Origin of the sequence: Streptomyces sp. cg40 (assembly GCF_050320165.1) — a bacterium.
GTDB lineage: Bacteria > Actinomycetota > Actinomycetes > Streptomycetales > Streptomycetaceae > Streptomyces > Streptomyces hokutonensis.
On the sequence record NZ_CP190128.1, the window covers coordinates 5,381,965 to 5,404,207 of the forward strand.

A 22,243-nucleotide genomic window follows, 5' to 3' on the forward strand; every position below is an offset into this window, starting at 1 on the left:
GGACTGCCATTGGCGGCGGGCCGTACGCCCTCGGAACGGCCCGTCACTGGTGGCAGGCCACACGCCCCGAAACCGCCCGCCACTTGGAGCGGGCCGCACGCCGCAGGCCCCGGAACCGCGCGCCGTCGTCGGCGGATCAGCCAGTGCGGGCCGGTGAGTTGACCGGCAGGGAGTCCAGGAAAAGTGCGCCCGCCAGGAGGCCCGCGCTTCCGCGAGGGCTCCACGCGCGCGCGTGGAGGTCGGCGTCCAACGCGGCCAGGGCCTCCGCGCCCGCCACCGTGGCCGTACCGCCCGCCTCCAGGACGCCGCGGGCCCCCGCCTGGACCTGGCGCAGGCCCAACGGACCTGCGGTGTGCAGGAGTTCGGTGTCCTGGAGGGTGGACATCACGGTGAGGAGGGCGTCCAGGCGGGCCTGGTTCTCGGTGGCGCCCGACTTGCGGGCTGTGGCGAGGGCGTCCAACGCCCTGCGTACGTGCGGGAATCCGGCCCTCGCCTCGCCCCGGGCGCCGGCCGCGCCGTACTTGACGGAGATCGACGAACCCCGGGAGGGGCGCCTGGGGGCGCCCTTGTCGTTGAACGCGGCCATCTTCCTGGTGCTCGCGGTGATCTCGTGGGCCTGGGCGCCGGGGTCCAGGGCGACCGCGGCGACCAGGAAGCCGAGGGCCCACAGGGCGCCCTTGTGGCCGCCTCCGGCCAGGCCGACCGAGTGCTCGGTGCACCGGCCGATCGCGCCCAGTTCCGCCCGCAGCGCCGGCGTGACCTCGCCGGCACGGCGGGCGGCGGCGGCCATCGCCGCGAGGCCGGGCGCCAGCGCCCTGGCCGACCAGCGCAGACTGTCGTGCTCCCGGCGCGTGCTGCGGGCGTCCAGGTCACGCGGGTCGGGCAGACCCGGCTTGGGAGCCAGGGCCAGCTGCCCGGTGAGCGCGGCCACGGCGGCCCGCGCCAGCGCGTCGTCCTCTCGGCTTGTCATGTCCCTTACCTTATGAGGAGGCCGAGGCGGAAGGGGAGGCGCTGTCGCTGGGCGGCGTACCCGTAGGGGCGCCGCTGGGAGCGCCACTCGGGGGCGTGCCGCCTCCGCCGCTGCCCGCGCCCGTGCTCTCCGCGTCCGGGTCGACGCCGAGCGTCAGGGAGCCCTTGTAGCCCTTGGACGGGTCCTTCTTGTGGACGGCCTTGAGGGTGAGCAGACCGCTGGTGGCTCCTCCGCCGTCGTAGACCATGTCGTCGGCGAGGACGGTGTACGTGCCCGTGTGCTTGGCGTACGGGTCGAGGGTGAAGATCTCCTCGGCGATGTCGTCGGCGAAGAAGAGCTGGCCGGTGTAGTTGACCTTGCCGCCCTCGTAGGTGCCGTCCTCCTTCTCGCCGCCGGTGTGCACCTTCACGTGGATGTGGCAGGTGCGCGGGGTGTACCAGCCCGGGAAGATCGTCTCGAACTTGACGACCCCGTTGGCGTTGGCGATCTGGTAACCGCGCAGGTAGGTGAGGTCGTTGGCGCTGTCGCCCTCCTCGCTCTCGGCGGGGGCCGAGCCGCCGGGGTTGGCGGTGGTGTAGCCGGAGTAGTAGCCCCAGGCGTCGCAGTGCCAGATCTCCACGGCCGCGCCCTTGACCGGCGTACAGCCGTCGGTGGCGTCGACGACGGTCAGGCGCAGGGTGAGCGGGACGCCCGCCTTGCCCTCGGTGATGTCCTTGCGCACCAAGGCACCGTCGAGGTAGTACGGGCCCTCGGTGACGCTCGTCATCAGCGTCATGCACTCGCTGCCGGTCGAGGTCGCCGTAGCCGTCGCGTCCGCGTCGGCCGTCGCGTCGGTCGTGTCGGCGAACGCCGACTGGAACCCGGCCACCGCCAGCCCACCGGCCGCGACCGTCCCGCCGGTCACCGCGAGGGCGCGGCGCCGGCTGATCGTTTTGTCTTTGTGGTTTCCCGTCATGATCGGGAAGCTACGAACGGCACCCGTCAGGGGCGTAGGCCCCGGCTGTGCGCGCGGTAAGAATCCTTAGAAAGCTGACATCGGGTCGTCGTCGTGCAGGATCCGCTGGAACAACCGGTGGTCACGCCACGCCCCGCCGATGTGCGCGTAACGCGGAGCCATGCCGATCGGCTCGAACCCGCTCTTCTCCAGGACGCGTTGGGAGGCCAGGTTGTCGAGCCGCGTGGTCGCCTCGATGCGGTGCAGTCCGATCGTCTCCCGCGCGATCCCGCACACCCGCCCGACACCCGAGGTGGCCAGGCCGCGCCCTTGCAGGTCGGCGGTGATCCAGTAGCCGAGCGAGGCGCTGCGGAAGGAGCCGAGCACGATCCCGGCCAGGGTGAAGGCCCCGGCGACCCGCTCGCCGGACATGAGGAGCAGCGGTACGACCCGGCCCTCCCGGTACTCCCGCAGCAGCGCCCGCAGCCGTCCGCGCTGCCCGTCGGCGGTGAAGAAGGCGTCCGGACGGTACGGCTCCCAGGGGCTCCGGTTCTCGGCGAAGGCGGCGGCGAGGGCCGGGCCGTCGGCCGGCTCGGCGAGCCGCAGCGTCAGACCGTCGGCCAGTTGTTCGGGTCGGATGTCCATGCGCGGATTCTGCCGTGGCGCCGACACCGGGGGACGCGCCTCGGACGCGCGTCACACCGCCATCAGCGGCGCGTCCTTCCGCCACTTCAGGATCTTGTCGAAGCTCACCACCGCGCCGCCCACACCCGGCTTGTTGCCGATCTGGACGTGGTCGGCGAGTTCCTGGATGAGACACAGCCCCCGGCCGTTCTCCGCCTCGCTCGGGGCGGGGCGGACGGCCTGGGCGCGCGCGAAGCCGGGGCCCGAGTCGGCGACCTCGATACGGCACTTCTCGCCGTCGAGGTACGCGGTGACGCGGTACGCCTCCGACGAGGCTCCGGGCTCGGTGTCGCCGCCGTGCTCGACGGCGTTGGCGCACGCCTCGCTGAGGGCGACCGAGAGGTCGTAGGAGATGTCCGGGTCGACGCCCGCGGTCTCCATCGTGCCGAGGAGAAGCCGGCGGGCGAGCGGAACGCTCGCGGCCTCGCGCCTCAGATGGAGTGACCACCAGATGCTCATGCTCCAGCCTCCTGGCCGCGGCTCGACATACCGATACCTATTGCCGCCAGTGCCCCTGTGTAAGCACGGAGTTGACGTGATGCCGCCCATATGGGGGATGTGTCCGAAACGTAATTGGTGTATCCGGAGGTAGCTCACGTCGGAGAGTGACCTTTGTGATCTATGACACATTATCGTCCCGGTGTGGCGGACCTGCCGTATGGCGCCCGCAGGGCCGGTGCGATGATGAGCCCGCCATGACTGCCCCCCACCCACGTACGGCGCGCTCCGGAGGTGAACTCCGGGTCCTGCGGGCCGCGGTGTTCGCCGCGGTCTGTGTCGTGCTGGCCGCGGCCGGTCATGCCATCGCCTCCTGCGCCACCGTGCCCCTGTGGACACTCGGCGCGGGCTTCGTCGCCACGCTCCTGCTCGTCGCGCCGCTCGCCGGGCGCGAGCGCTCGCTGCCGGGCATCGCGGCACTGCTCGCGGTCGGACAGACCGTCCTGCACACGCTGTTCGGGCTCGGCCAGACGGCGGGCACGTCGACCACCGGCGGCCTGTCCGCGTCCGACGCCACGCTGGTCGCGCGCGCCGCGCATCTGCTGTGCGGCACCACCGCGGCGGCGATCAGCCCGGCACAGGCCCACCAACTCCTCGCCGACGCGCGGCTGCTGCCCGCCTCGGGCTCGATGAGCGGGATGAGCGGCATGGGGTCGACGCACGACCCGGCGGACGCCATGTCCGCCTCCGCCGCCTCGTCCATGTCGCTGTTCCCGTCCGTGTCCATGCTGCTCGGCCACCTCCTCGCGGCACTCGCCGCGGGCTGGCTGCTGCGGCACGGGGACCTGGCGCTGCGGCGCCTGATGGAACTGTCGGCGCACGGAGTCGCGGAAGGGGCGCTCGTACGGTCCCTGCGCGGGGCCCTCGCCCTGGTGCGCGCCCTGCGGGCCGGGCTGCCGGGGGCGCCCGGAACGGGCCCGCGGCTGCGGCGTACCGCCCACTTCGCGCCGCCCGCGCCGCACACCACCGCACTCCAGCACTCGGTGATCCGCCGCGGCCCGCCGTCGGCCGCCGCACACGTCCTCGCCGCCTGACGCGACGCGACCACCGTCACCGCACTCCTTTCGTGCGTGGAGAGGCCGCCGTCGTGCGGCACGCGCGCGTGCCCGGCCTCTTCCGCCGGGAAACCCCTGGTGCCACCCAGGTGTGCACGCGCCCCTCTTCACCACCGGAACTCACTCGAACTCGAAGTGGAGTGCTCCCTTCCATGAAGGCTTCTCGTATCGCCGCCGCCGCTGCCGTCGCCGGCTCGGCCGTTGTCGTCCTGTCCTCCCCCGCCTTCGCGCACGTCTCCGTGCAGCCGGAGGGCACGGCCGTCAAGGGCGGCTACGCGGTCGTCGACTTCAAGGTCCCGAACGAGCGCGACGACGCCTCGACCACCAAGCTCGAGGTCACCTTCCCGACCGACCACCCGCTGGCCTCCGTGATGCCGGAGCCGATCAGCGGCTGGACCGTGAAGGTCACCAAGTCGAAGCTGGCCAAGCCCGCCGAGATGCACGGCGAGACGATCACCGAGGCCGTCACCAAGGTCACCTGGACCGCGACCGGCAAGGGCGTCGAGCCCGGCTACTTCCAGAAGTTCCCGGTGTCCGTCGGCATGCTGCCCACGGACACCGACCAGCTCGTCTTCAAGGCCCTCCAGACGTACTCCGACAAGGAGGTCGTGCGCTGGATCGAGGTGCAGAAGGACGGCGCGGAGGAGCCCGAGAACCCGGCTCCGACGCTTCAGCTGACCGCTGCCGCCGCCTCGGGCGCGAATGCCGAGGACGCCTCCGAGAAGACCGAGAACACCGCCGCCGACACCACGTCCGCCGCCGACTCCTCCGACACCACCGCCCGCGTCCTGGGCGTGGTCGGCATCGCCGTCGGCGCGGCGGGCGTGGCGTACGGCGTTCTCGCCGGCCGTCGGCGTACGACCGTCTGAGGCCCGTCCGCTCATGGCGCGCACAGGGGTCCGTGCGACTCTTGCGTACGACCCCGGTGCGCGCCGGAGCTCTCACAACTGGGACATTTTTCCTATGCGCAAGAAGACGTTCGCGGCGGCAGCGCTGCTCGCCGCCGCCACCCTGACGCTCTCCGCCTGCGGCAGCGACGACGGCAACAGCCCCGTCGCCGTGGTCTCCGAGGACACCGCGACCCAGGCCGCCACCGTGCTCGACACCCCGTTCGAGAAGCCGGACCTGGTCCTCACGGACACGCACGGCAAGAAGTACGACTTCCGGGCGGAGACCAAGAACCGGCCGACGCTGATCTACTTCGGCTACACCCACTGCCCCGACATCTGCCCGCTGACGATGAACAACATCGCGGTGGCCAAGAAGTCGCTGCCCAAGGCCGAGCAGGACAAACTGCTCGTCGTGTTCGTCACCACCGACCCGGCCCGGGACACCGCGTCGGAGCTCGGCAAGTGGCTCAAGGGCATCGACACCCAGTTCGTCGGCCTGACCGGCGACTTCGCCACCATCCAGGCCGGCGCCCGCACCCTGGGCATCTCCATCGAGCCGACCTCCAAGGACAAGAACGGCAAGCTCGTCTCCGTCCACGGCACCCAGGTCGTCGCCTTCTCCCCGAAGACCAACGGCGGTTACCTCCTCTACGGCCAGGACACCACCGTCGACGACTACACCAAGGACCTCCCCAAGATCATCAAGGGGGAGACGCCGTGAGGCGGTTCGCCGGGCCCGTCGCGGTACTGACCGGCGCGCTGGTCCTCACCGGCTGCGGCGGCACGGACGACGCGAAGGCCCAGCTCTCCGTCGGCTCCGCCTACATGCCCCAGCCGGTCTCGGACATGGCGGCTGGCTTCCTGGACATCGTCAACAAGGGCGGCGCGAAGGACGAGTTGACCTCCGTCACCAGCAACGTAGGCCCGGTCTCGGTGCACGAGACGGTCGGCCAGGCGATGGAGGAGGTCACGTCCCTCGATGTGCCCGCGCACGGTCAACTCGTGTTCAAGAGCGGGGGCAACCACCTGATGTTCGACAAGCTGAAGCACACGCTGAAGCAGGGCGACAACGTGACCGTGAAGCTGCACTTTGCCAAGTCCGGCCCTCTCACGGTTGAGATGCCCGTGAAGTCGGCGACGTACAACCCCACGACCGGGCACTGAGGGAGGGACCCCCACCTTGAAGACGACCATCACCCCCCGAGTCCGCACGCTGGTGCTGCTGTTCCTGGCCGTCGTCGGCATGCTGTTCGCGGGTGCCGGGACGGCCTCCGCGCACGCCGCCCTGACCGGCAGCGACCCCTCTTCGGGGGTGGTGGTCAACAAGGCTCCGACACAGGTCTCGCTCACCTTCTCCGAGAAGGTGGCGACGAACAACGACTCGCTGCGCGTGCTCGACCCGAAGGGCAAACGCGTCGACGTCGGCAAACCGTCCAACATCAGCGGTACGACGTACGCCACACAGATCCGCAGCGGACTGCCCGACGGCACCTACACGGTGGCCTGGCAGGTCGTCTCCGCGGACAGCCATCCCGTGGGCGGCGCCTTCACCTTCTCGATCGGCTCCCCCTCGAAGACCACCGTCTCCGCGTCGGCCGAACAGGACGTCGGCGGCGGGCTCGTCGGCGGGCTGTACGGCTTCGGGCGCTACATGTCGTACGCCGGCTTCATCGTCATGGTCGGCGGCGCCGCCTTCGTCCTGGCCTGCTGGCAGCGGGGCGCCGGAGTGCGCGCGCTCCAACGGCTCGTCGTGTCCGGGTGGGTCTCGCTGACCGCGGCCACGCTCTGGCTGCTGCTCCTGCGCGGCTCGTACACGACCTCCGGGAAGATCGGCGACATCTTCGACCTGAACCTCCTCGGCCAGGTCCTCCAGACCAAGACGGGCGCCTCGCTCGTCTCCCGGCTGCTGCTGCTCGCCGCCGCCGCGCTGTTCATCGCCGTGCTCTTCGGGGCGTACGACAAGCGCGAGGACGAGGAGAAGCGCGACCTCACCTTCGGGCTGGCGATCGGCGGCGGTGTGGTGGCCGCCGGACTCGCCGCGAGCTGGGCCCTGTCCGAGCACGCCTCGACCGGCTTGCAGCCCGGCATCGCGATGCCCGTCGACGTCATCCACCTGCTGGCCGTCGCGGCCTGGCTCGGCGGCCTCACCGCGCTCCTCGTCTCGCTGTACCGGGCGCCCGCCGACAACCCCGTCGGGCGGGCCGTCGTACAGCGCTTCTCGCGCCTCGCGTTCGGCAGTGTCGTCGCGCTCGTCGCGACCGGCATCTACCAGTCCTGGCGCCAGCTCGGCTCCTGGTCGGCGTTCACCGACACCGGCTACGGGCAGCTGCTGCTCGTCAAGATCGGGCTGGTGGCGCTGCTGGTCGGGATCGCGTCGATCTCCCGGCGGTGGACGGGGCGGCTCGCGGACACGGCCGAAATCTCCGTGACGGAAAAGGCAGTTGAGGCGGCCGAGGAACGCGAGCCGGAGAAGGAGCACGTCACGGCGTCCGCGAAGGCCGTCGATTCCGGTGCCAAGGCGTCCGCCGCGCACACCGACTCCGGCGCCAAGGCCTCCGCCGCGGTCACCGACTCCACGGCCGCGGACTCCGCCGGCGTCGGCGCGTCGGCCGAGGCAGATGAGCCGGCGCCCGCGTCAGGCGCGTCCAACGGGACCGGTGGCTCCAAGCGCGCCGCCCAACTCGCGCGCCAGCAGGCTGCCGTGGACAGCACCCGGCAGAAGCGGCTGCGGGACGCGGACCCGAACCTCTTCGGGCTGCGCCGCTCGGTCCTCGCCGAGGCCGCCGTCGCGGTCGTCGTCCTCGCCGTCACCACGGCCCTGACGACCACCGAACCGGGCCGCACGGAGGAGGACGCCAAGGCGGCCAAGGCCTCCTCCTCGTCCTCTTCCTCGTCGTCCTCGGGCGCGCTGACCCTGGACATGTCCTTCGACACCGGGGGCACGGACGGCAAGGGCGTCATCCGGGTCGACATCGACCCCGCGCGGGTGGGCGGCAACGAGATGCACGTCTATGTGCAGCGCCCCAACGGCCGGGCCTTCGACGTCCCCGAGGTGAAGGTCGCCTTCACGCTCGCCGCGAAGAAGATCGGTCCGCTGCCCGTGACGCCCGACCGCATCACCACCGGGCACTGGGCCGCGAACGGAATCCAGATCCCCATGGCGGGCGACTGGAAGATCTCGGTGACCGTGCGGACCTCCGACATCGACCAGACCACCGTCGACAAGAACGCGCAGATCGGCTGAACCACGCCATGCCTGACCAGTCCATTCCCGAGGCCCGCACCGTAAAGGCACCTCCCGGGGAGGCCGTTTCCGAAAACGCCTCCCCCGGGGAGGGCGTTTCCCGCCGACGGCTCCTCGGTACGGCCGGTGCCACCGGGCTCGTGCTCGGTGCGGCGGGCGGAGCCGTGGGGTACGCGTCCGCACCGGCCGGGGCCACTCCGCTCACCTCGCTCGGCGCGGACAGGGCAATGTTTCACGGGAAACATCAGCCCGGCATCACCGAGGGCCTCCAGGCGCGCGGCCACCTCGTCGCGTTCGACCTGGCGGCGGGCGCGAGTCGCAAGGAGGCAGCCGCCCTGCTGCGCCGCTGGTCGACGACCGCCCAGCGGCTGATGGCGGGCGAGGCTGCGGCGCAGGACGACACGGATATCGCCCGGGACGCGGGGCCCTCGTCGCTGACGATCACCTTCGGCTTCGGCAACAGCTTCTTCTCCCGTACGGGCCTGGAGAAGCAGCGCCCCGCCTCCCTTGACCCGCTCCCCGACTTCTCCTCCGACCAGCTCGACAAGACGCGCAGCAACGGCGACCTGTGGGTGCAGATCGGCGCCGACGACGCCCTGGTCGCCTTCCACGCGCTGCGCACGATCCAGAAGGACGCGGGCAGCGCGGCCAAAGTGCGCTGGCAGATGAACGGCTTCAACCGGTCGCCGGGTGCGACGGCCCACCCCATGACGGCCCGCAATCTGATGGGCCAGCTCGACGGCACCCGCAATCCCAAGCCGACCGAGTCCACCTTCGACAAGCGGATCTTCGTGCCCGCGTCCGGTTCAGCCGACCCGGCCTGGATGGCGAACGGCTCCTACGCCGTCGTACGCCGGATCCGCATGCTCCTCGACGACTGGGAGAAGCTCTCGACCGGCGCCCAGGAGAACGTCGTCGGGCGCCGCAAGTCCAATGGGGCACCCCTTTCCGGGGGCGGCGAGACGACCGCGATGGACCTGGAGAAGACCGACGCGAAGGGCGCCCTGGTCGTCCCCATCAACGCGCACGCCCGGATCGCCCGCCCCGACCAGAACGGCGGGGCGGCGATGCTCCGGCGCCCGTTCTCGTACCACGACGGCATCGCCGCCGACGGGACTCCGGACGCCGGGCTCCTCTTCGTCTGCTGGCAGGCCGACCCGCTGCGCGGCTTCGTCACCGTGCAGCGCAAGCTCGATCGCGGGGACGCCCTGTCGACGTACATCCGCCACGAGGCGAGCGGCCTGTTCGCGGTCCCGGGCGGGGCGGCGGAGGGCGAGTACGTGGGGCAGCGGTTGCTGGAGGGGTGACCCGGTCGCCCTGACGGGCCGACTGGATGGCGGAGCCGTCGCCCTGACGGCCCTGCGGCGGCCGGAGGCGGGAGCCGTCGCCCTGACGGGTGGCCGATCAGGGAAGCGTGCGCCCGGTTTCGCAAGGCCCATTAGGGTGAGGTCATGCCAGCCAGCTACGCGTATCTCGGCCCTGAGGGCACCTTCACCGAAGTCGCCCTGCGGACGCTTCCCGAGGCGGCCACCCGGGAGCTGATCCCGTATGTGTCGGTGCAGTCCGCGCTCGACGCGGTGCGTACCGGTGAGGCCGAGGCCGCGTTCGTGCCGATCGAGAACTCCGTCGAGGGCGGTATCACCACCACCCTGGACGAGCTGGTCGCGGGCGCGCCGCTGATGATCTACCGCGAGGTGCTGCTGTCGATCACCTTCGCGCTGCTGGTCAGGCCCGGCACGAAGATCTCCGACATCAAGACGGTCTCCGCGCACCCGGCCGCCCAGCCGCAGGTCCGCAACTGGATGAAGGCGAACCTCCCGGACGCCCTGTGGGAGTCGGCCGCCTCGAACGCGGACGCCGCCCGCCTGGTCCAGGAGGGCCGCTACGACGCCGCGTTCGCCGGTGAGTTCGCCGCCGCCCGGTACGGCCTGGAGGCCCTGGAGACGGAGATCCACGACGCGGAGAACGCGCAGACCCGGTTCGTGCTGGTGGGCAAACCCGCCCGCCCGGCGGCACCGACCGGCGCGGACAAGACGTCCGTGGTCATCTGGCAGCGCGACGACCACCCCGGCGGTCTGCGCGATCTGCTCGGCGAGTTCGCCACCCGGGGCATCAACCTCATGCTGCTCCAGTCCCGCCCGACCGGCGCCGGCATCGGCAACTACTGCTTCTGCGTCGACGCCGAGGGACACATCTCCGACCGTCGCGTCGCCGAGGCGCTGATGGGGCTCAAGCGCATCTCTCTGCAGGTGCGCTTCCTCGGTTCGTACCCGCGCGCGGACGTCGGCGTGGACGGGGTGCGGCCGCTGTTCCCGGGCACCTCGGACGAGGACTTCCTGTCGGCGGCGGACTGGGTCGCGCACTGCCAGGACGGCCGTTTCTGACCGGGAGTGCACCGGCGGTGTACCGACAGTGCCCCGGTAGTACCTGCGTATCTTCGTTATCCACAGAAGTTATCCACAGGCCCACTTCTCGACCTGGGGACAAGTCGACAGTGAGGCATCAGTCTGTCGACAAATCGCCCTACAAGCCTCTGGTGTGCGCACCAGCGCGTAGGTCACTCTTCGTCCACCCGTTTCCTTCGGGCAATCCTATGGAGCTACGCAATTCCACCCGAAAGTGGGTGTGAGGGACGTTTGGGTCGGGAATTCCTTGATCCAGTAACCCCTTTAGGAATGATCACTTCCGGCATCCACAGATCTTCCACACAGCCTGTGGATAACTCTTCCGGGATGTGGATTCCTGTGGACAACCGCGACCTCAAGTCCCGTTTCCCACAAGGGATTCGGGTCAACGGGCCGCCTCGCGCCTGCCCCGTTCCGGGGAGCGGGACGCTCTTTTATTGACTCGCGTCGCCCCTCATTGACACTCTTCGCAATTACCCCATAACTGGATGTAAGCCGCGGTTCGGAATACCAAGTCGTGAGCCGGAACCCCGCACCGGTAGCCTTGTCCGCGTGATTGACCTTCGCCTGCTCCGTGAGGACCCCGACCGTGTGCGCGCGTCCCAGCGCGCCCGTGGAGAGGACGTCGCGCTCGTCGACGCTCTCCTGTCCGCCGACGAGCGGCGCAGGTCGTCCGGCGTCCGCTTCGACGAGCTGCGTTCCGAGCAGAGGGCGCTCGGCAAGCTCATTCCCAAGGCCTCCGGCGACGAGAAGGCCGAGCTGCTCAAGAAGACGGGCCGGCTCGCCGCCGACGTCAAGGCGGCCGACGCCGAGCAGCACGAGGCGGACGAGGAGACCAAGCGCCTCGCGCTCCAGCTCGGCAACCTCGTGCACCCGGACGTGCCCGTGGGCGGCGAGGAGGACTTCGTCGTCCTGGAGACGCACGGCACGATCCGCGACTTCGCCGCCGAGGGCTTCGAGCCCAAGGACCACCTGGAGCTCGGCGAGGCGCTGGGCGCCATCGACGTCGAGCGCGGCGCCAAGGTCTCCGGCTCGCGCTTCTACTACCTCACCGGCGTCGGCGCCCTCCTGGAGCTCGCGCTCGTCAACGCGGCGATCGCGCAGGCCACGGAGGCCGGCTTCGTCCCGATGCTGACCCCGGCGCTGGTCCGCCCGCGCGCCATGGAGGGCACCGGCTTCCTCGGCCAGGCCGCGGAGAACGTGTACCACCTGGAGAAGGACGACTACTACCTGGTCGGCACCTCCGAGGTCCCGCTCGCCGCGTACCACATGGACGAGATCCTCGACGCCGACAAGCTGCCGCTGCGCTACGCGGGCTTCTCCCCGTGCTTCCGCCGCGAGGCCGGCACCTACGGCAAGGACACCCGCGGCATCTTCCGCGTGCACCAGTTCGACAAGGTCGAGATGTTCTCGTACGTCCTCCCCGAGGACGCGGAGAACGAGCACCAGCGTCTCCTGGACTGGGAGAAGCAGTGGCTCACCGCCCTCGAACTCCCCTTCCAGGTCATCGACGTGGCCTCGGGCGACCTCGGCGCCTCGGCGTCCCGCAAGTTCGACTGCGAGGCGTGGATCCCGACCCAGGGCAAGTACCGCGAGCTGACCTCGGCCTCCAACTGCGACAGCTTCCAGGCCCGCCGCCTGTCGGTGCGCCTGCGCGACGGCAAGAAGGTACAGCCGCTGGCCACGCTCAACGGCACGCTGTGCGCCGTGCCGCGCACGATCGTGGCGATCCTGGAGAACCACCAGCTGCCCGACGGTTCGGTGCGTGTGCCCGAGGTGCTGCGCCCGTACCTGGGCGGCCGTGAGGTCCTGACGCCGGTCGCCAAGTGAGCACCGGCTTCCCGTACAAGCTGATCGCGACCGACCTCGACGGAACGCTCCTGCGCTCCGACGAGTCGGTCTCGTCGCGCACCCGTGCCGCCCTCGCGGCGGCCACGGAGGCCGGTGCCGCGCACATCGTGGTGACCGGCCGCGCGGCCCCCTGGACCCGGCACATCCTCGACGACCTCGGCTACGAGGGCCTCGCGGTCTGCGCCCAGGGCGCCCAGGTCTACGACGCCGGCGAGCACCGCCTGCTGACCTCGGTCACCCTGGACCGGCAGCTGGCCGCCGTGGCGCTCGCCAAGATCGAGGCGGAGGTCGGCCCGCTGTTCCTGGCGGCGAGCCAGGGCGGCCTGGACGGCGAGGTGCTGGTCGGTCCCGGGTACCGGGTCACGGGCGCGCTTCCCGCGACCCCGTTCACTGACGTCTCCGAGCTGTGGGCCGCTCCCCTGAACAAGATCTACATACAGCATCCGACCCTTACCGACGACCAGCTCGCCGAGGCGGCCCGCGAGGCGGCGGGCGGCTTCGTCACGGTCGCGATGGCGGGCGAGGGCATCGTCGAACTGCTGCCCCTGGGCCTGTCCAAGGCCACGGGCCTCTCCATCGCGGCCCGCCGCCTGGGCCTGAAGGCCGCCGACACGATCGCCTTCGGCGACATGCCCAACGACATCGCGATGTTCGGGTGGGCTGCCCACAGTGTGGCGATGGCCAACGCGCATGAGGAACTCAAGGCTGTGGCGGACGAGGTGACGTCCTCCAACGAGGACGACGGCATCGCGGTCGTGCTGGAGCGGTTGCTCGCGTAGGTGTGGGCAACCGCCCCAGCGCGTCGTGCCCCCTGCCATGGGGGCGAAAGGGAGGGCGGCCCACGCGATAATGAGTCGCGTGCTCGAAGCGGCCGCCCCGGGCAGCTCCCCGTGGTGGGCGACTCGACGGAGGGGTAACTACTCCGGAGACCGCCGCGGGCTGCCCTGAAGGGAGTTGGACGTCCTGTCGTGCATCGACATCGTCCAGCTCCTCTCCCAGTAGGTGGCGCCGGCTGATCCGGCGTCGACAGAACAACTGTGCCTGTACGCCGAGTTGGACGCCACCGAATAAAAGGGCAGCCGCGTGGCTGCTAGCCCCGGCGCCACCTGCGCCGACGTGCCTTGCTGAAGAACCAGCCCGCGGGCGGCTCGTCCGAGCGCCAGGGCTGCGGCTCGGGCGACTCGTTGCGCCAGCGGGCCGCGAGCATCCGGGCGCGCGCGGACGGCTCGGCCGTCTCGGCGGACCGTATGAAGTCGTCGTCCAGGACCAACTTGTCCCAGCCGTCACCTGATTCGGCCTGTCCGCTGCCGTACGGTGCCTGTCCCGCCATCCCCGTTCCTCCTAGCCGTGCGTCCCCGTTTGCCCAGTGTGCCCGGACAGAGATGAAGCCCCCGTCAAGATCAGGACCTGTCATTCCTCGCCGGCGAGGGTAAGCGAGCGCAGCTTCTGTCCGGCGTACCAGGTCGCTCCCACGGTGACCGCGACCAGGAAGATCGTCGCCGTGGTCAGTCCGACGTCCGAGGTCACCAGCTCGCCGCCGGACACCTTGTGGGCGACGGCCAGGGACCACTGCTGGACGCTGAGCGTGCGGGCGCCGGCGACCAGGGAGCCGAACAGGGCCTCCCAGACGAGGGCGTAGACCAGCCCGAAGACCACCGCGTGCCGCGAGACCGTGCCGAGCAGCAGGAAGAGCGCCGCGTAGGCGATGGAGGCGACCAGGGCGGCCACCGTGTAGGCGACGGCGATCTGCTGGCCGTTGCCGTTCAGGATGAGCCCGGAGATCAGCATGGGCACGGCTGAGAACACCATGGTGACGCCGACCGCCACGATCAGCTTGGTGAAGATGATCGTGGGCCGCTTCAGCGGCTTGGACAGCAGGTACACCACGGAGCCGTCGTCGATCTCCGGTCCGATGGCGCCGGTGCCCGCGATGACGCCGATGATCGGCACCATCGTGGCGAGGCCGAGGCCGCCCAGGACGTCGACGGCGGTCTGGTCGTCGGCGCCGGCGAGGGCGCGCACCACCACGGAGATCACGATCAGCAGCAGGGGCAGGGCGCCCAGGATGAGGGCCCGGCGCTTGCCTAGCAGGGCCCGGTAGGTGAGTCGGGCGACTGTGGGGTCGTACATCTCTTGGCCTCCTACGCCGCGACGAGATACGAGAAGACGGATTCGAGCGACTCGTCCGACGGCGAGACCGTGAGCAGCCGGATGCCGTGGTCCCTGGCCACCTTGGGCAGCAGGGCGGTGAACCGGCCGAAGTCGACGGCCTGGATGCGCAGCGCGCCCTCGGCCAGGTCGACCTCGATGCCCGAGGTCGACGGGTCCGCGATCAGCGCGGCGGCCAGGGCACGGTCGTCGCTGGAGCGGACCAGGTAGCGGTGCGGGCGGTCGGTCATCAGGCGGCGGATCTTGCGGAAGTCGCCGCTGGCCGCGTGCCGTCCGGCGACGACGACCTCGATGTGCCAGGCGAGCTGCTCGACCTCTTCGAGGATGTGGGACGAGAACAGCACCGTGCGGCCCTCGTCGCCCATCCGCCGCAGCAGGTCCATGAGCTGCATGCGCTGGCGCGGGTCCATGCCGTTGAAGGGCTCGTCGAGCAGGAGCAGCGAGGGGTCGTGGACCAGGGCGGACGCCATCTTCACGCGCTGGCGCATGCCCTTGGAGTACGTGGAGATCTTGCGGTCCTGCGCGTACTCCATCTCGACCGTGGCCAGCGCCTTCTGGGCCGCCTTGGCGCCGAGGCCGTGCAACTCGGCGTTGGCGACGACGAATTCGCGTCCCGTGAGGAAGTCGTACATCGCCTCGCGCTCGGGGACGATCCCGATGTGCTTGTAGATCTGTTCGTTGCGCCAGACCTGCTGGCCGTCGAGGGTGACGGTGCCGGTGGAGGGGGCGAGGAAGCCGCCCATCATGTTGATGAGGGTGGACTTGCCGGCGCCGTTGGGGCCGAGGAGTCCGGTGACTCCGGGGCCGACGTTCATCGTGATGTCGTTGACGGCGACCACGTTGCCGAACCAGCGGGAGACGTGGTCGATGGAGAGCGTGGTCACAGGCCCACCTTCCGGTAGCGGCGGATCAGGAGGCCGTAGGTCGCGGCGATGAGGCCCAGGACGGCGAGGACATACACGACGCCTTCTCCGTGGGTGGGACCGACGCCTCCGGGAAACGCCGAACTCGCGCCCAGGAAGGCGGACTGGAGGCCGTCGATGAGGGTGACGGGCGAGAAGAGGCCGATCCAGGGGATCGCGCTCGTGGCGTTCTGCGCGTCGGCGATCGCCTGGAGGGTGGAGACGGCGCCGTAGGAGATGGTCAGTACGGCGATGACGGCCGCGATGCCGAAGCCGCGGCGCGGGGTGACCGCGGCGATGACCAGGCCGATGCCGGCGAAGAGCAGGGAGAGGAGGGTCACGGAGACGAGTCCCTGGGCGAAGCCCTTGGTCTGGTCGGCGAAGTCGAGCTTCGCGAGCAACGCTCCTACGTAGAGCACGATCAGCGGGGCGGCGGTCAGGATGAACATCGCCGAGGCCAGGGCCGCGAACTTGGCCCGCACGTAGTCGGCGGTCTCGATCGGCCGCGAGAAGTACAGCGGCACGGTCTTGAAGCGCAGGTCGCGCGAGACGGACTGGGGTGCCTGGGAGGCTACGTAGAGGCTGATGACGGCCTGCATGATGATCGCGTAGCGGGTGTAGTCGACGGGCAGGTCCTTGGCCTTCGTGGCGACCGCGACGGCCACCATGATGGCCGCGGGCACGCACATGACCACGAACAGCAGCATCGGCAGGACCTTGGACTTCACCGAGCGGCCGAGGCCGTAGGCGCCGCGCAGGGACTGCGAGTAGAGGGAGCGGCGGGCGTAGGCGCGGCCCAGGCGGGGGCCGTCGTAGTTGCGGTAGCCGATGTTGTGGATACGGGTCTGGTCGCCCGGCTGGGGGACCAGGGGCTGGTCAATTGCCATGGCCTACGGCCTCCTTCCGCTCTGCGTCGCTGTTGGTCTCGGTGTCGGTGAAGACCTCGGAGATGTGGTGGCGGCGCTGCTCCATGCGCACCAGGCCGAGGCCGAGGTCCGCGATCACGTCCCGGACCACGTCGTACGTCTCCTCGCCCGAGGCCGTCAGCAGCAGGACGTGGCCCGCGCCCGGCAGGCCGCTGCCGTCGTGGGTGTCCACCCCGCGCGCGTGGAGCGCCTCGCGCACCGCGCGGGTGCCGTCCGGGTGCTCGTCGGTGTCGGTGACCTCGATCGCCAGGGTCGTCGTGGTCTGGGTGAAGTCCGTGGTGGAGCTGGAGCGCAGGAGCTTGCCGCCGTCGACCACGATCACGTGGTCGCAGGTGCGCTCCAGCTCGCCCAGCAGGTGCGAGGTCACCAGGACCGAGATGCCGAAGTCCGTGTAGATGCGGCGGATGAGGCCGAGCATCTCGTCGCGGCCGACCGGGTCCAGGCCGTTGGTCGGCTCGTCCAGGAAGACCAGCTGCGGGTCGTGGACGAGGGCCTGTGCCAGCTTGACGCGCTGCTTCATGCCCGTCGAGTAGCCGCCGATGGGGCGGTAGCGCTCCTCGTACAGGCCGACATGGCGCAGCGTGTCCGCGGTGCGCTCGCGCGCGGCGGTGGGCGGCAGTCCGGACATGCGCGCCATGTGGACGACGAACTCGGTGGCCGAGACGTCGGGCGGCAGACAGTCGTGCTCCGGCATGTACCCGACGCGCTCGCGGATGTCGGCACCCTTGGTGGCGACGTCGAGGCCGAGCACTTCGGCTCGGCCCTCGGAGGCGGGGGACAGACCCAGCAGGATCTTGATCAAGGTCGACTTGCCGGCTCCGTTGGCACCGACGAGCCCCGTCACACCGGGGCCGACGTCCACGGAGAGCCGGTCAAGCGCGGTCACCCGGGGGAACCGCTTGCTCAGGCTTTCGGTCGCGATCACAGTCACGACTACGAAGGTAGTGACGCGGACCACTCCGGTCGTCACCCCGCAGAGCTGTCCTCACGTCAGACTCCAGACGTACGGGTCCGTAGGGGATGCCCCTACTTGAGAGCTACGCGACCGCCCTCGCGCAGTTGTCCACAGGTGGAGATCAAGGCTATTGACGCAGCCTCTAACAACTGTCACATTCACCAGTGTCAAGTTACGAGCACGTACCGCAGTCGGTGTGGACAGGTGGGGCGGTGGCATGACTACGGCGGTGACACGCGAACTCTCCGCGGAACTGCGGGGGTTCAGAGAGGTCCAGCGGCTGGCGTACGAGTGCGCCGAAGCCGTCGCGGCCCGGCTGGAGCCCGGGACGACCGAGCGCGACGCGGCCCGGATGCAGCGGTCGTGGCTGCGCGCGAAGGGTGTGAGCGACTGGTTCCATCTGCCCTTCGCCTGGTTCGGCGACCGCACGGCGTTCACGAACTTCCGGGTGCCGCTCCAGTTCTTCCCCACGAACCGCCGGCTGGAGCCCGGGATGCCGTTCATCCTGGACATGGCCCCCGTGTACAAGGGCTTCACGGCCGACATCGGGTACTCGGGCTCCCTGGGCGCGAACCCGGTGCAGGACCGGCTGATGGCCGACCTGGAGGCCCACCGCGAGCTGCTGCTGCGCGAGGTGCGCGAACGGCGCCCGCTGCGCGAGATCTACGAGGACGTGGACCGCCTCATGGTCCGCCAGGGCTACGCCAACCGGCACCGCGCGTACCCCTTCGGCGTGATCGCGCACAAGGTCGACCGGGTCGCCGAACGCCCTTGGTCCCCGCGGCTGTTCGGGTTCGGCACCCAGTCCCTGAAGGGCCTGGCGAGCGACGCGCTGCACGGCCACCGCGAAGGCTGGTCCCCGCTCTGGTCGCCGTACCGCTTCTCCGATCACCCCCCGCACCCCGGCCTGTGGGCGGTCGAACCGCATCTCGGATTCCGGGGCACGGGCGCCAAGTTCGAGGAGATCCTCGTCGTCACCGACTCCAAGGACCCCGAACAGAGCGCCTTCTGGCTGGACGACGATCTGCCGCACGTGCGGCGCTGGGCGGAGGACAAGTGACGCTTGAGGGTGCGCGCGAGCGCCGGGTGCGGACCGGCGGGGTCGAGCTGTGCGTGGCCGAGCTGGGGGACGAGTCGAACCCCACCGTGGTCCTGGTGCACGGCTATCCCGACAGCAAGGAGGTGTGGTCCGAGGTCGCGTCCCGCCTGGCCGACCGCTTCCACGTCGTGCTCTACGACGTCCGGGGCCACGGCCGCTCCACGGCCCCGCGGCCGCTGCGGGGCGGGTTCACCCTGGAGAAGCTGACGGACGACTTCCTTGCGGTCGCGGACGCGGTCAGCCCGGACCGGCCGGTGCACCTGGTGGGGCACGACTGGGGCTCGGTGCAGTCCTGGGAGTTCGTCACCGTCGCGCGCACGAAGGGCCGTATCGCCTCCTTCACGTCGATGTCCGGACCGTCCTTGGACCACTTCGGGCACTGGATCAACAAGCGCCTGACCCGGCCCACCCCGCGCCGCGTCGGCCAACTCCTGGGCCAGGGCGCCAAGTCCTGGTACGTGTACCTCCTGCACACGCCCGTGCTGCCCGAACTCGCCTGGCGCGGCCCGCTCGGCAAGCGCTGGCCGAAGATCCTGGAGCGCGTCGAGAAGGTCCCCGGCGGCGACTACCCGACCTCCTCGCTGCCCACGGACGCGGCCCACGGCGCCTGGCTGTACCGCGACAACGTCCGGGCCCGGCTGCGCAGGCCACGCCCCGACGCTTATGCGCACGCGCGCGTGCAGCTCATCACGCCCCTGGGGGACGCGTTTCTCTCCGAGCGGCTCTACGACGGGCTGGAGGAGTGGGCGCCGGAGCTGGTGCGGCGGACGCTGCCGGCCAAGCACTGGATCCCGCGCACGCGCCCCGATCAACTGGCCTCCTGGATCACGGAGTTCGTGACGGCCGACGAAGGGGGTCCGGTGACGGCCGGCGAAAGAGGTCCGCTGACGTCCACGGGGACGGGCAAGTACGCCGAGCGGTTCGGCGGGCAGCTCGTGCTGGTCACGGGCGCCGGCAGCGGTATCGGGCGGGCCACGGCGTTCGCGTTCGCCGAGGCGGGCGCCCGTGTCGTGGCCGTCGACCGGGACGCGGAAAGTGCCGTCCGTACGGCCGAGTTGGCGCGGCTGATCGGCGCCCCCGAGGCCTGGGCGGAGACCGTCGACGTCTCCGACGGGCCCGCCATGGAGAAGCTCGCCGCGAAGGTCGCAGGCGAGTACGGCGTGGTGGACGTCCTCGTGAACAACGCCGGAATCGGACTCTCCGGTTCCTTCTTCGACACAAGCCCGGAGGACTGGAAGAAGGTCCTCGACGTCAACCTGTGGGGCGTCATCCACGGTTGCCGGCTCTTCGGGAAGCAGATGGCCGAGCGCGGCCAGGGCGGCCACATCGTCAACACCGCGTCGGCGGCGGCGTTCCAGCCCTCCAAGGCACTGCCCGCCTACAGCACCTCCAAGGCGGCCGTCCTGATGCTCAGCGAGTGCCTGCGCGCGGAGCTGTCCGGGCAGGGGATCGGCGTCTCGGCGATCTGCCCGGGCCTCGTCAACACCAACATCACCTCGACCGCGCACTTCGCCGGAGTCGACGCCGACGAGGAGAAACGGCGCCAGAAGCGGTCGGCACGGCTGTACGGGCTGCGGAACTACCCGCCGGAGAAGGTCGCCGACGCGATCCTGCGGGCGGTCGTCCGCGACCAGGCCGTCGTACCGGTCACCCCGGAGGCGCGCGGCGCCCATCTGCTGTCCCGGTTCGCCCCGCGCGCGCTGCGGGCGGTGGCCCGGCTGGAGCCGCCGCTGTGACCGCAGCCAATGAACACCATGCGATCGTGCCCCGCCGGGTCTCCTTCGACTGGTCGCGCACGCCCCTGCACTGGATCCCGGACGAGCCGACCGCCACGCATGTCGTCAACGTGCTGCATCTGCTGCTGCCGGCGGGGGAGCGGTGGTTCGTGAAGGTCCTCAAGGAGGGCCTGCCGCTCGTCAGGGACCCCGAACTCCTCGCGGACGTCAAGGGGTTCATGGGCCAGGAGGCCACGCACAGCGTCCAGCACGCGCACGTGCTGGACCATCTGGCGGCCCAGCGGCTCGACACGGCGGACTTCACCAAGCACGTCGACTTCCTCTTCGAACGGCTGCTGGGCGAACGCCCGCCGCTCGGCGCGCCGTTGCCCGAGCGGGAGTGGCTGCGCTTCCGGCTCGCGGTCGTCGCGGCGATCGAGCAGTTCACGGCGGTGCTCGGCGACTGGATCCTGGCCGCCGAGGCCCTCGACCGGGCGGGTGCCGACGAGGTCATGCTCGACCTGCTGCGCTGGCACGGCGCGGAGGAGGTCGAACACCGCGCGGTGGCCTTCGACATGTTCCAGCACTGCGGGGGCCGCGGTCTCCCCCGCTACGCCCGCCGTATCGCCGGCATGACGGTCACCGCGCCCGTGATGCTCTACCTGTGGGCCTGGGGCACGGCCTATCTGATCCGCCACGACCCCCAACTCGCCGGGCGCGTCCGCTACTCGCTCGCCGAGCACAACAGGGCCGCACGGAAAGGCCTGTTGCCCACCTGGCGGTCGCTCGGCGCGGCCGTCCCCCGCTATCTGCGGCGCTCCTACCATCCGTCGCGGGAGGGATCGCTGAGCCGGGCGGTGGAGTACCTGAGGCGGTCGCCGGCGGCGCGGGCGGGGGCCGCGTGAGTACCGGCTCCGGTGGGGTCGCCCACCGGATCGAGGATCTCGCCCGGCTCAGCGGGGCCACGGTCCGGACGATCCGCGCCTATCAGGACCGCGGGCTGCTCCCCCGGCCCGAGCGGCGCGGGCGGGCCAATGTGTACGCGGACGTCCATCTCGCCCGGCTCCGCCAGATCGCGGACCTGCTCGACCGCGGCTACACCCTGGCCTCCATCAAGGAGTTGCTGGAGGCCTGGGACGCGGGCCGGGGCCTGGGCGGGGTGCTCGGGCTGGCCGCGGAGGTGGACGGGCCGTGGACCGACGAGGAGGCGGGCCGGATCTCGCGCGCCGAGCTGGAGCGGCGGTTCGGCGGCAGCCCGGACGACGCGGCCGTCGCCGAGGCCGTCGAGCTCGGCGTACTGGAGCCGGTCCCCGGAGACACCGACTCCTTCCTCGTGCCGAGCCCCCAAGAGCTGGCAGTGGCCGTCGAGTTGCACGCCTCGGGGGTTCCGCTCTCCGCGATCTCGTCCCATCTGCGGGAGTTGAGGGTCCAGGTCGAGCACATCGCCTCCCGTTTCCTGGAGTTCACCACCGAGCACGTCTTCGCCCGCTACCTCGAAGGACCGCACCGTCCGACCGACGCGGACGCGGCCGAGGCGGCCTCGCTCGTACGACGGCTGCGGCCGCTCGCCCAGCAGACCGTGGACGCGGAACTCGCCCGCGCGATGCGGCTGTTCGCCAACCGTTCACTGCGGCAGCACCTCGGTGCGGCGGAACCTTCTCCGTCGGTGTCCTCGTCACGTTCCGTGGCCGTGCCCGAGGAGACAATGCGGGCCGTGGAGGGGCTGGTTGGGGCGGCGAACGCGGCGGAGTTCATCGCGCTGGCGGCCGAACGGGAGGTGCGGGCAAGGGCGTTGGATGGGCTCATGCCAAGTGGGCGACCCCCAGCTGATCTTGACGAACAGGTGTGGAATGACAGGGAGTTATCCACAGAAACGCCAATTCCCCTTGTGGATAACTACAGTTGGTTGTGGACCAAACATCGGCCCTAAAAGAAAATGCGTGACG

22 protein-coding genes are annotated in these 22,243 nt (G+C 70.6%); 13 read left to right on the plus strand and 9 right to left on the minus strand.

Annotation, left to right across the window (positions count from 1 at the left end):
• Positions 1-136: 136 nt before the first annotated feature.
• The 4 genes from ACQHII_RS23950 to ACQHII_RS23965 form a co-directional block, all read right to left on the minus strand.
• A complete protein-coding gene (locus ACQHII_RS23950; RefSeq protein ID WP_427921226.1) occupies positions 137-970 on the minus strand; it encodes a triphosphoribosyl-dephospho-CoA synthase in 834 nt (277 codons plus the stop codon).
• A gap of 10 nt (positions 971-980) precedes the next feature.
• Entirely contained in the window at positions 981-1,925 is a 945-nt protein-coding gene (locus tag ACQHII_RS23955) for an intradiol ring-cleavage dioxygenase (protein WP_427921227.1), read from the minus strand.
• Between the two features lie 66 nt (positions 1,926-1,991).
• Entirely contained in the window at positions 1,992-2,549 is a 558-nt protein-coding gene (locus ACQHII_RS23960) for a GNAT family N-acetyltransferase (protein WP_427921228.1), read from the minus strand.
• Between the two features lie 51 nt (positions 2,550-2,600).
• Entirely contained in the window at positions 2,601-3,047 is a 447-nt protein-coding gene (locus tag ACQHII_RS23965; protein WP_427921229.1) for an ATP-binding protein, read from the minus strand.
• 236 nt (positions 3,048-3,283) lie between these two features.
• On the opposite strand from ACQHII_RS23965, the gene ACQHII_RS23970 reads away from it, so the two are divergent.
• From ACQHII_RS23970 to ACQHII_RS24010, 9 genes are all read left to right on the plus strand, one after another.
• Positions 3,284-4,120, plus strand: a complete 837-nt coding sequence (locus ACQHII_RS23970; protein WP_427921230.1) for a hypothetical protein — start codon at positions 3,284-3,286, stop codon at positions 4,118-4,120.
• Between the two features lie 173 nt (positions 4,121-4,293).
• Positions 4,294-5,010 (plus strand): YcnI family protein, encoded by a 717-nt coding sequence (locus ACQHII_RS23975; RefSeq protein WP_427921231.1) that lies wholly within the window; start codon positions 4,294-4,296, stop codon positions 5,008-5,010.
• 94 nt (positions 5,011-5,104) lie between these two features.
• Positions 5,105-5,752, plus strand: a complete 648-nt coding sequence (locus tag ACQHII_RS23980; RefSeq protein ID WP_427921232.1) for an SCO family protein — start codon at positions 5,105-5,107, stop codon at positions 5,750-5,752.
• The gene (locus tag ACQHII_RS23985; RefSeq protein ID WP_427921233.1) at positions 5,749-6,195 is read left to right on the plus strand and encodes a copper chaperone PCu(A)C; all 447 of its coding nucleotides are present in this window, start codon (positions 5,749-5,751) and stop codon (positions 6,193-6,195) included. The genes ACQHII_RS23980 and ACQHII_RS23985 overlap by 4 nt, the downstream gene beginning before the upstream one ends.
• 16 nt (positions 6,196-6,211) lie before the next feature.
• Positions 6,212-8,275 (plus strand): copper resistance protein CopC, encoded by a 2,064-nt coding sequence (locus tag ACQHII_RS23990; RefSeq protein WP_427921234.1) that lies wholly within the window; start codon positions 6,212-6,214, stop codon positions 8,273-8,275.
• An 8-nt stretch (positions 8,276-8,283) separates the two neighbouring features.
• Entirely contained in the window at positions 8,284-9,582 is a 1,299-nt protein-coding gene (gene efeB, locus ACQHII_RS23995; protein ID WP_427921235.1) for an iron uptake transporter deferrochelatase/peroxidase subunit, read from the plus strand.
• Positions 9,583-9,726: 144 nt separating this feature from the next.
• Positions 9,727-10,659 carry a prephenate dehydratase gene (pheA, locus tag ACQHII_RS24000; protein ID WP_427921236.1) on the plus strand — a complete coding sequence of 311 codons (933 nt, stop codon included), beginning with the start codon at positions 9,727-9,729 and terminating at the stop codon, positions 10,657-10,659.
• Between the two features lie 573 nt (positions 10,660-11,232).
• Positions 11,233-12,510 carry a serine--tRNA ligase gene (serS, locus tag ACQHII_RS24005; protein ID WP_427921237.1) on the plus strand — a complete coding sequence of 426 codons (1,278 nt, stop codon included), beginning with the start codon at positions 11,233-11,235 and terminating at the stop codon, positions 12,508-12,510.
• Entirely contained in the window at positions 12,507-13,310 is an 804-nt protein-coding gene (locus ACQHII_RS24010) for an HAD family hydrolase (RefSeq protein WP_427921238.1), read from the plus strand. Before serS ends, ACQHII_RS24010 begins: the two co-directional genes overlap by 4 nt.
• Before the next feature lie 311 nt (positions 13,311-13,621).
• Here ACQHII_RS24010 and ACQHII_RS24015 read toward each other — a convergent pair whose 3' ends face one another.
• From ACQHII_RS24015 to ACQHII_RS24035, 5 genes are all read right to left on the minus strand, one after another.
• Entirely contained in the window at positions 13,622-13,861 is a 240-nt protein-coding gene (locus tag ACQHII_RS24015) for a hypothetical protein (protein ID WP_427921239.1), read from the minus strand.
• Between the two features lie 80 nt (positions 13,862-13,941).
• Positions 13,942-14,661, minus strand: coding sequence for an ABC transporter permease subunit (locus tag ACQHII_RS24020; RefSeq protein WP_200709318.1), 720 nt, complete (start codon positions 14,659-14,661; stop codon positions 13,942-13,944).
• Positions 14,662-14,672: 11 nt separating this feature from the next.
• On the minus strand, positions 14,673-15,584 hold the full coding sequence (locus ACQHII_RS24025; RefSeq protein ID WP_201051152.1) for an ABC transporter ATP-binding protein: 912 nt from the start codon (positions 15,582-15,584) through the stop codon (positions 14,673-14,675).
• Positions 15,581-16,489: an ABC transporter permease subunit gene (locus tag ACQHII_RS24030; RefSeq protein ID WP_427921240.1), complete on the minus strand. Its 909-nt coding sequence runs from the start codon at positions 16,487-16,489 to the stop codon at positions 15,581-15,583. Before ACQHII_RS24030 ends, ACQHII_RS24025 begins: the two co-directional genes overlap by 4 nt.
• Positions 16,479-17,453, minus strand: a complete 975-nt coding sequence (locus ACQHII_RS24035) for an ABC transporter ATP-binding protein (protein ID WP_427925399.1) — start codon at positions 17,451-17,453, stop codon at positions 16,479-16,481. Before ACQHII_RS24035 ends, ACQHII_RS24030 begins: the two co-directional genes overlap by 11 nt.
• A gap of 247 nt (positions 17,454-17,700) precedes the next feature.
• Here ACQHII_RS24035 and ACQHII_RS24040 point away from each other — a divergent pair, with 247 nt between their 5' ends.
• The 4 genes from ACQHII_RS24040 to ACQHII_RS24055 are packed head-to-tail and all read left to right on the plus strand — an operon-like array spanning position 17,701 to position 22,227.
• Positions 17,701-18,543, plus strand: coding sequence for a M24 family metallopeptidase (locus ACQHII_RS24040; protein ID WP_427921241.1), 843 nt, complete (start codon positions 17,701-17,703; stop codon positions 18,541-18,543).
• Positions 18,540-20,318 carry an SDR family oxidoreductase gene (locus tag ACQHII_RS24045; RefSeq protein WP_427921242.1) on the plus strand — a complete coding sequence of 593 codons (1,779 nt, stop codon included), beginning with the start codon at positions 18,540-18,542 and terminating at the stop codon, positions 20,316-20,318. Before ACQHII_RS24040 ends, ACQHII_RS24045 begins: the two co-directional genes overlap by 4 nt.
• Positions 20,315-21,202, plus strand: coding sequence for a metal-dependent hydrolase (locus ACQHII_RS24050; RefSeq protein WP_427921243.1), 888 nt, complete (start codon positions 20,315-20,317; stop codon positions 21,200-21,202). Before ACQHII_RS24045 ends, ACQHII_RS24050 begins: the two co-directional genes overlap by 4 nt.
• Positions 21,199-22,227 carry a MerR family transcriptional regulator gene (locus ACQHII_RS24055; RefSeq protein WP_427921244.1) on the plus strand — a complete coding sequence of 343 codons (1,029 nt, stop codon included), beginning with the start codon at positions 21,199-21,201 and terminating at the stop codon, positions 22,225-22,227. Before ACQHII_RS24050 ends, ACQHII_RS24055 begins: the two co-directional genes overlap by 4 nt.
• The last annotated feature ends 16 nt before the right edge of the window (positions 22,228-22,243 follow it).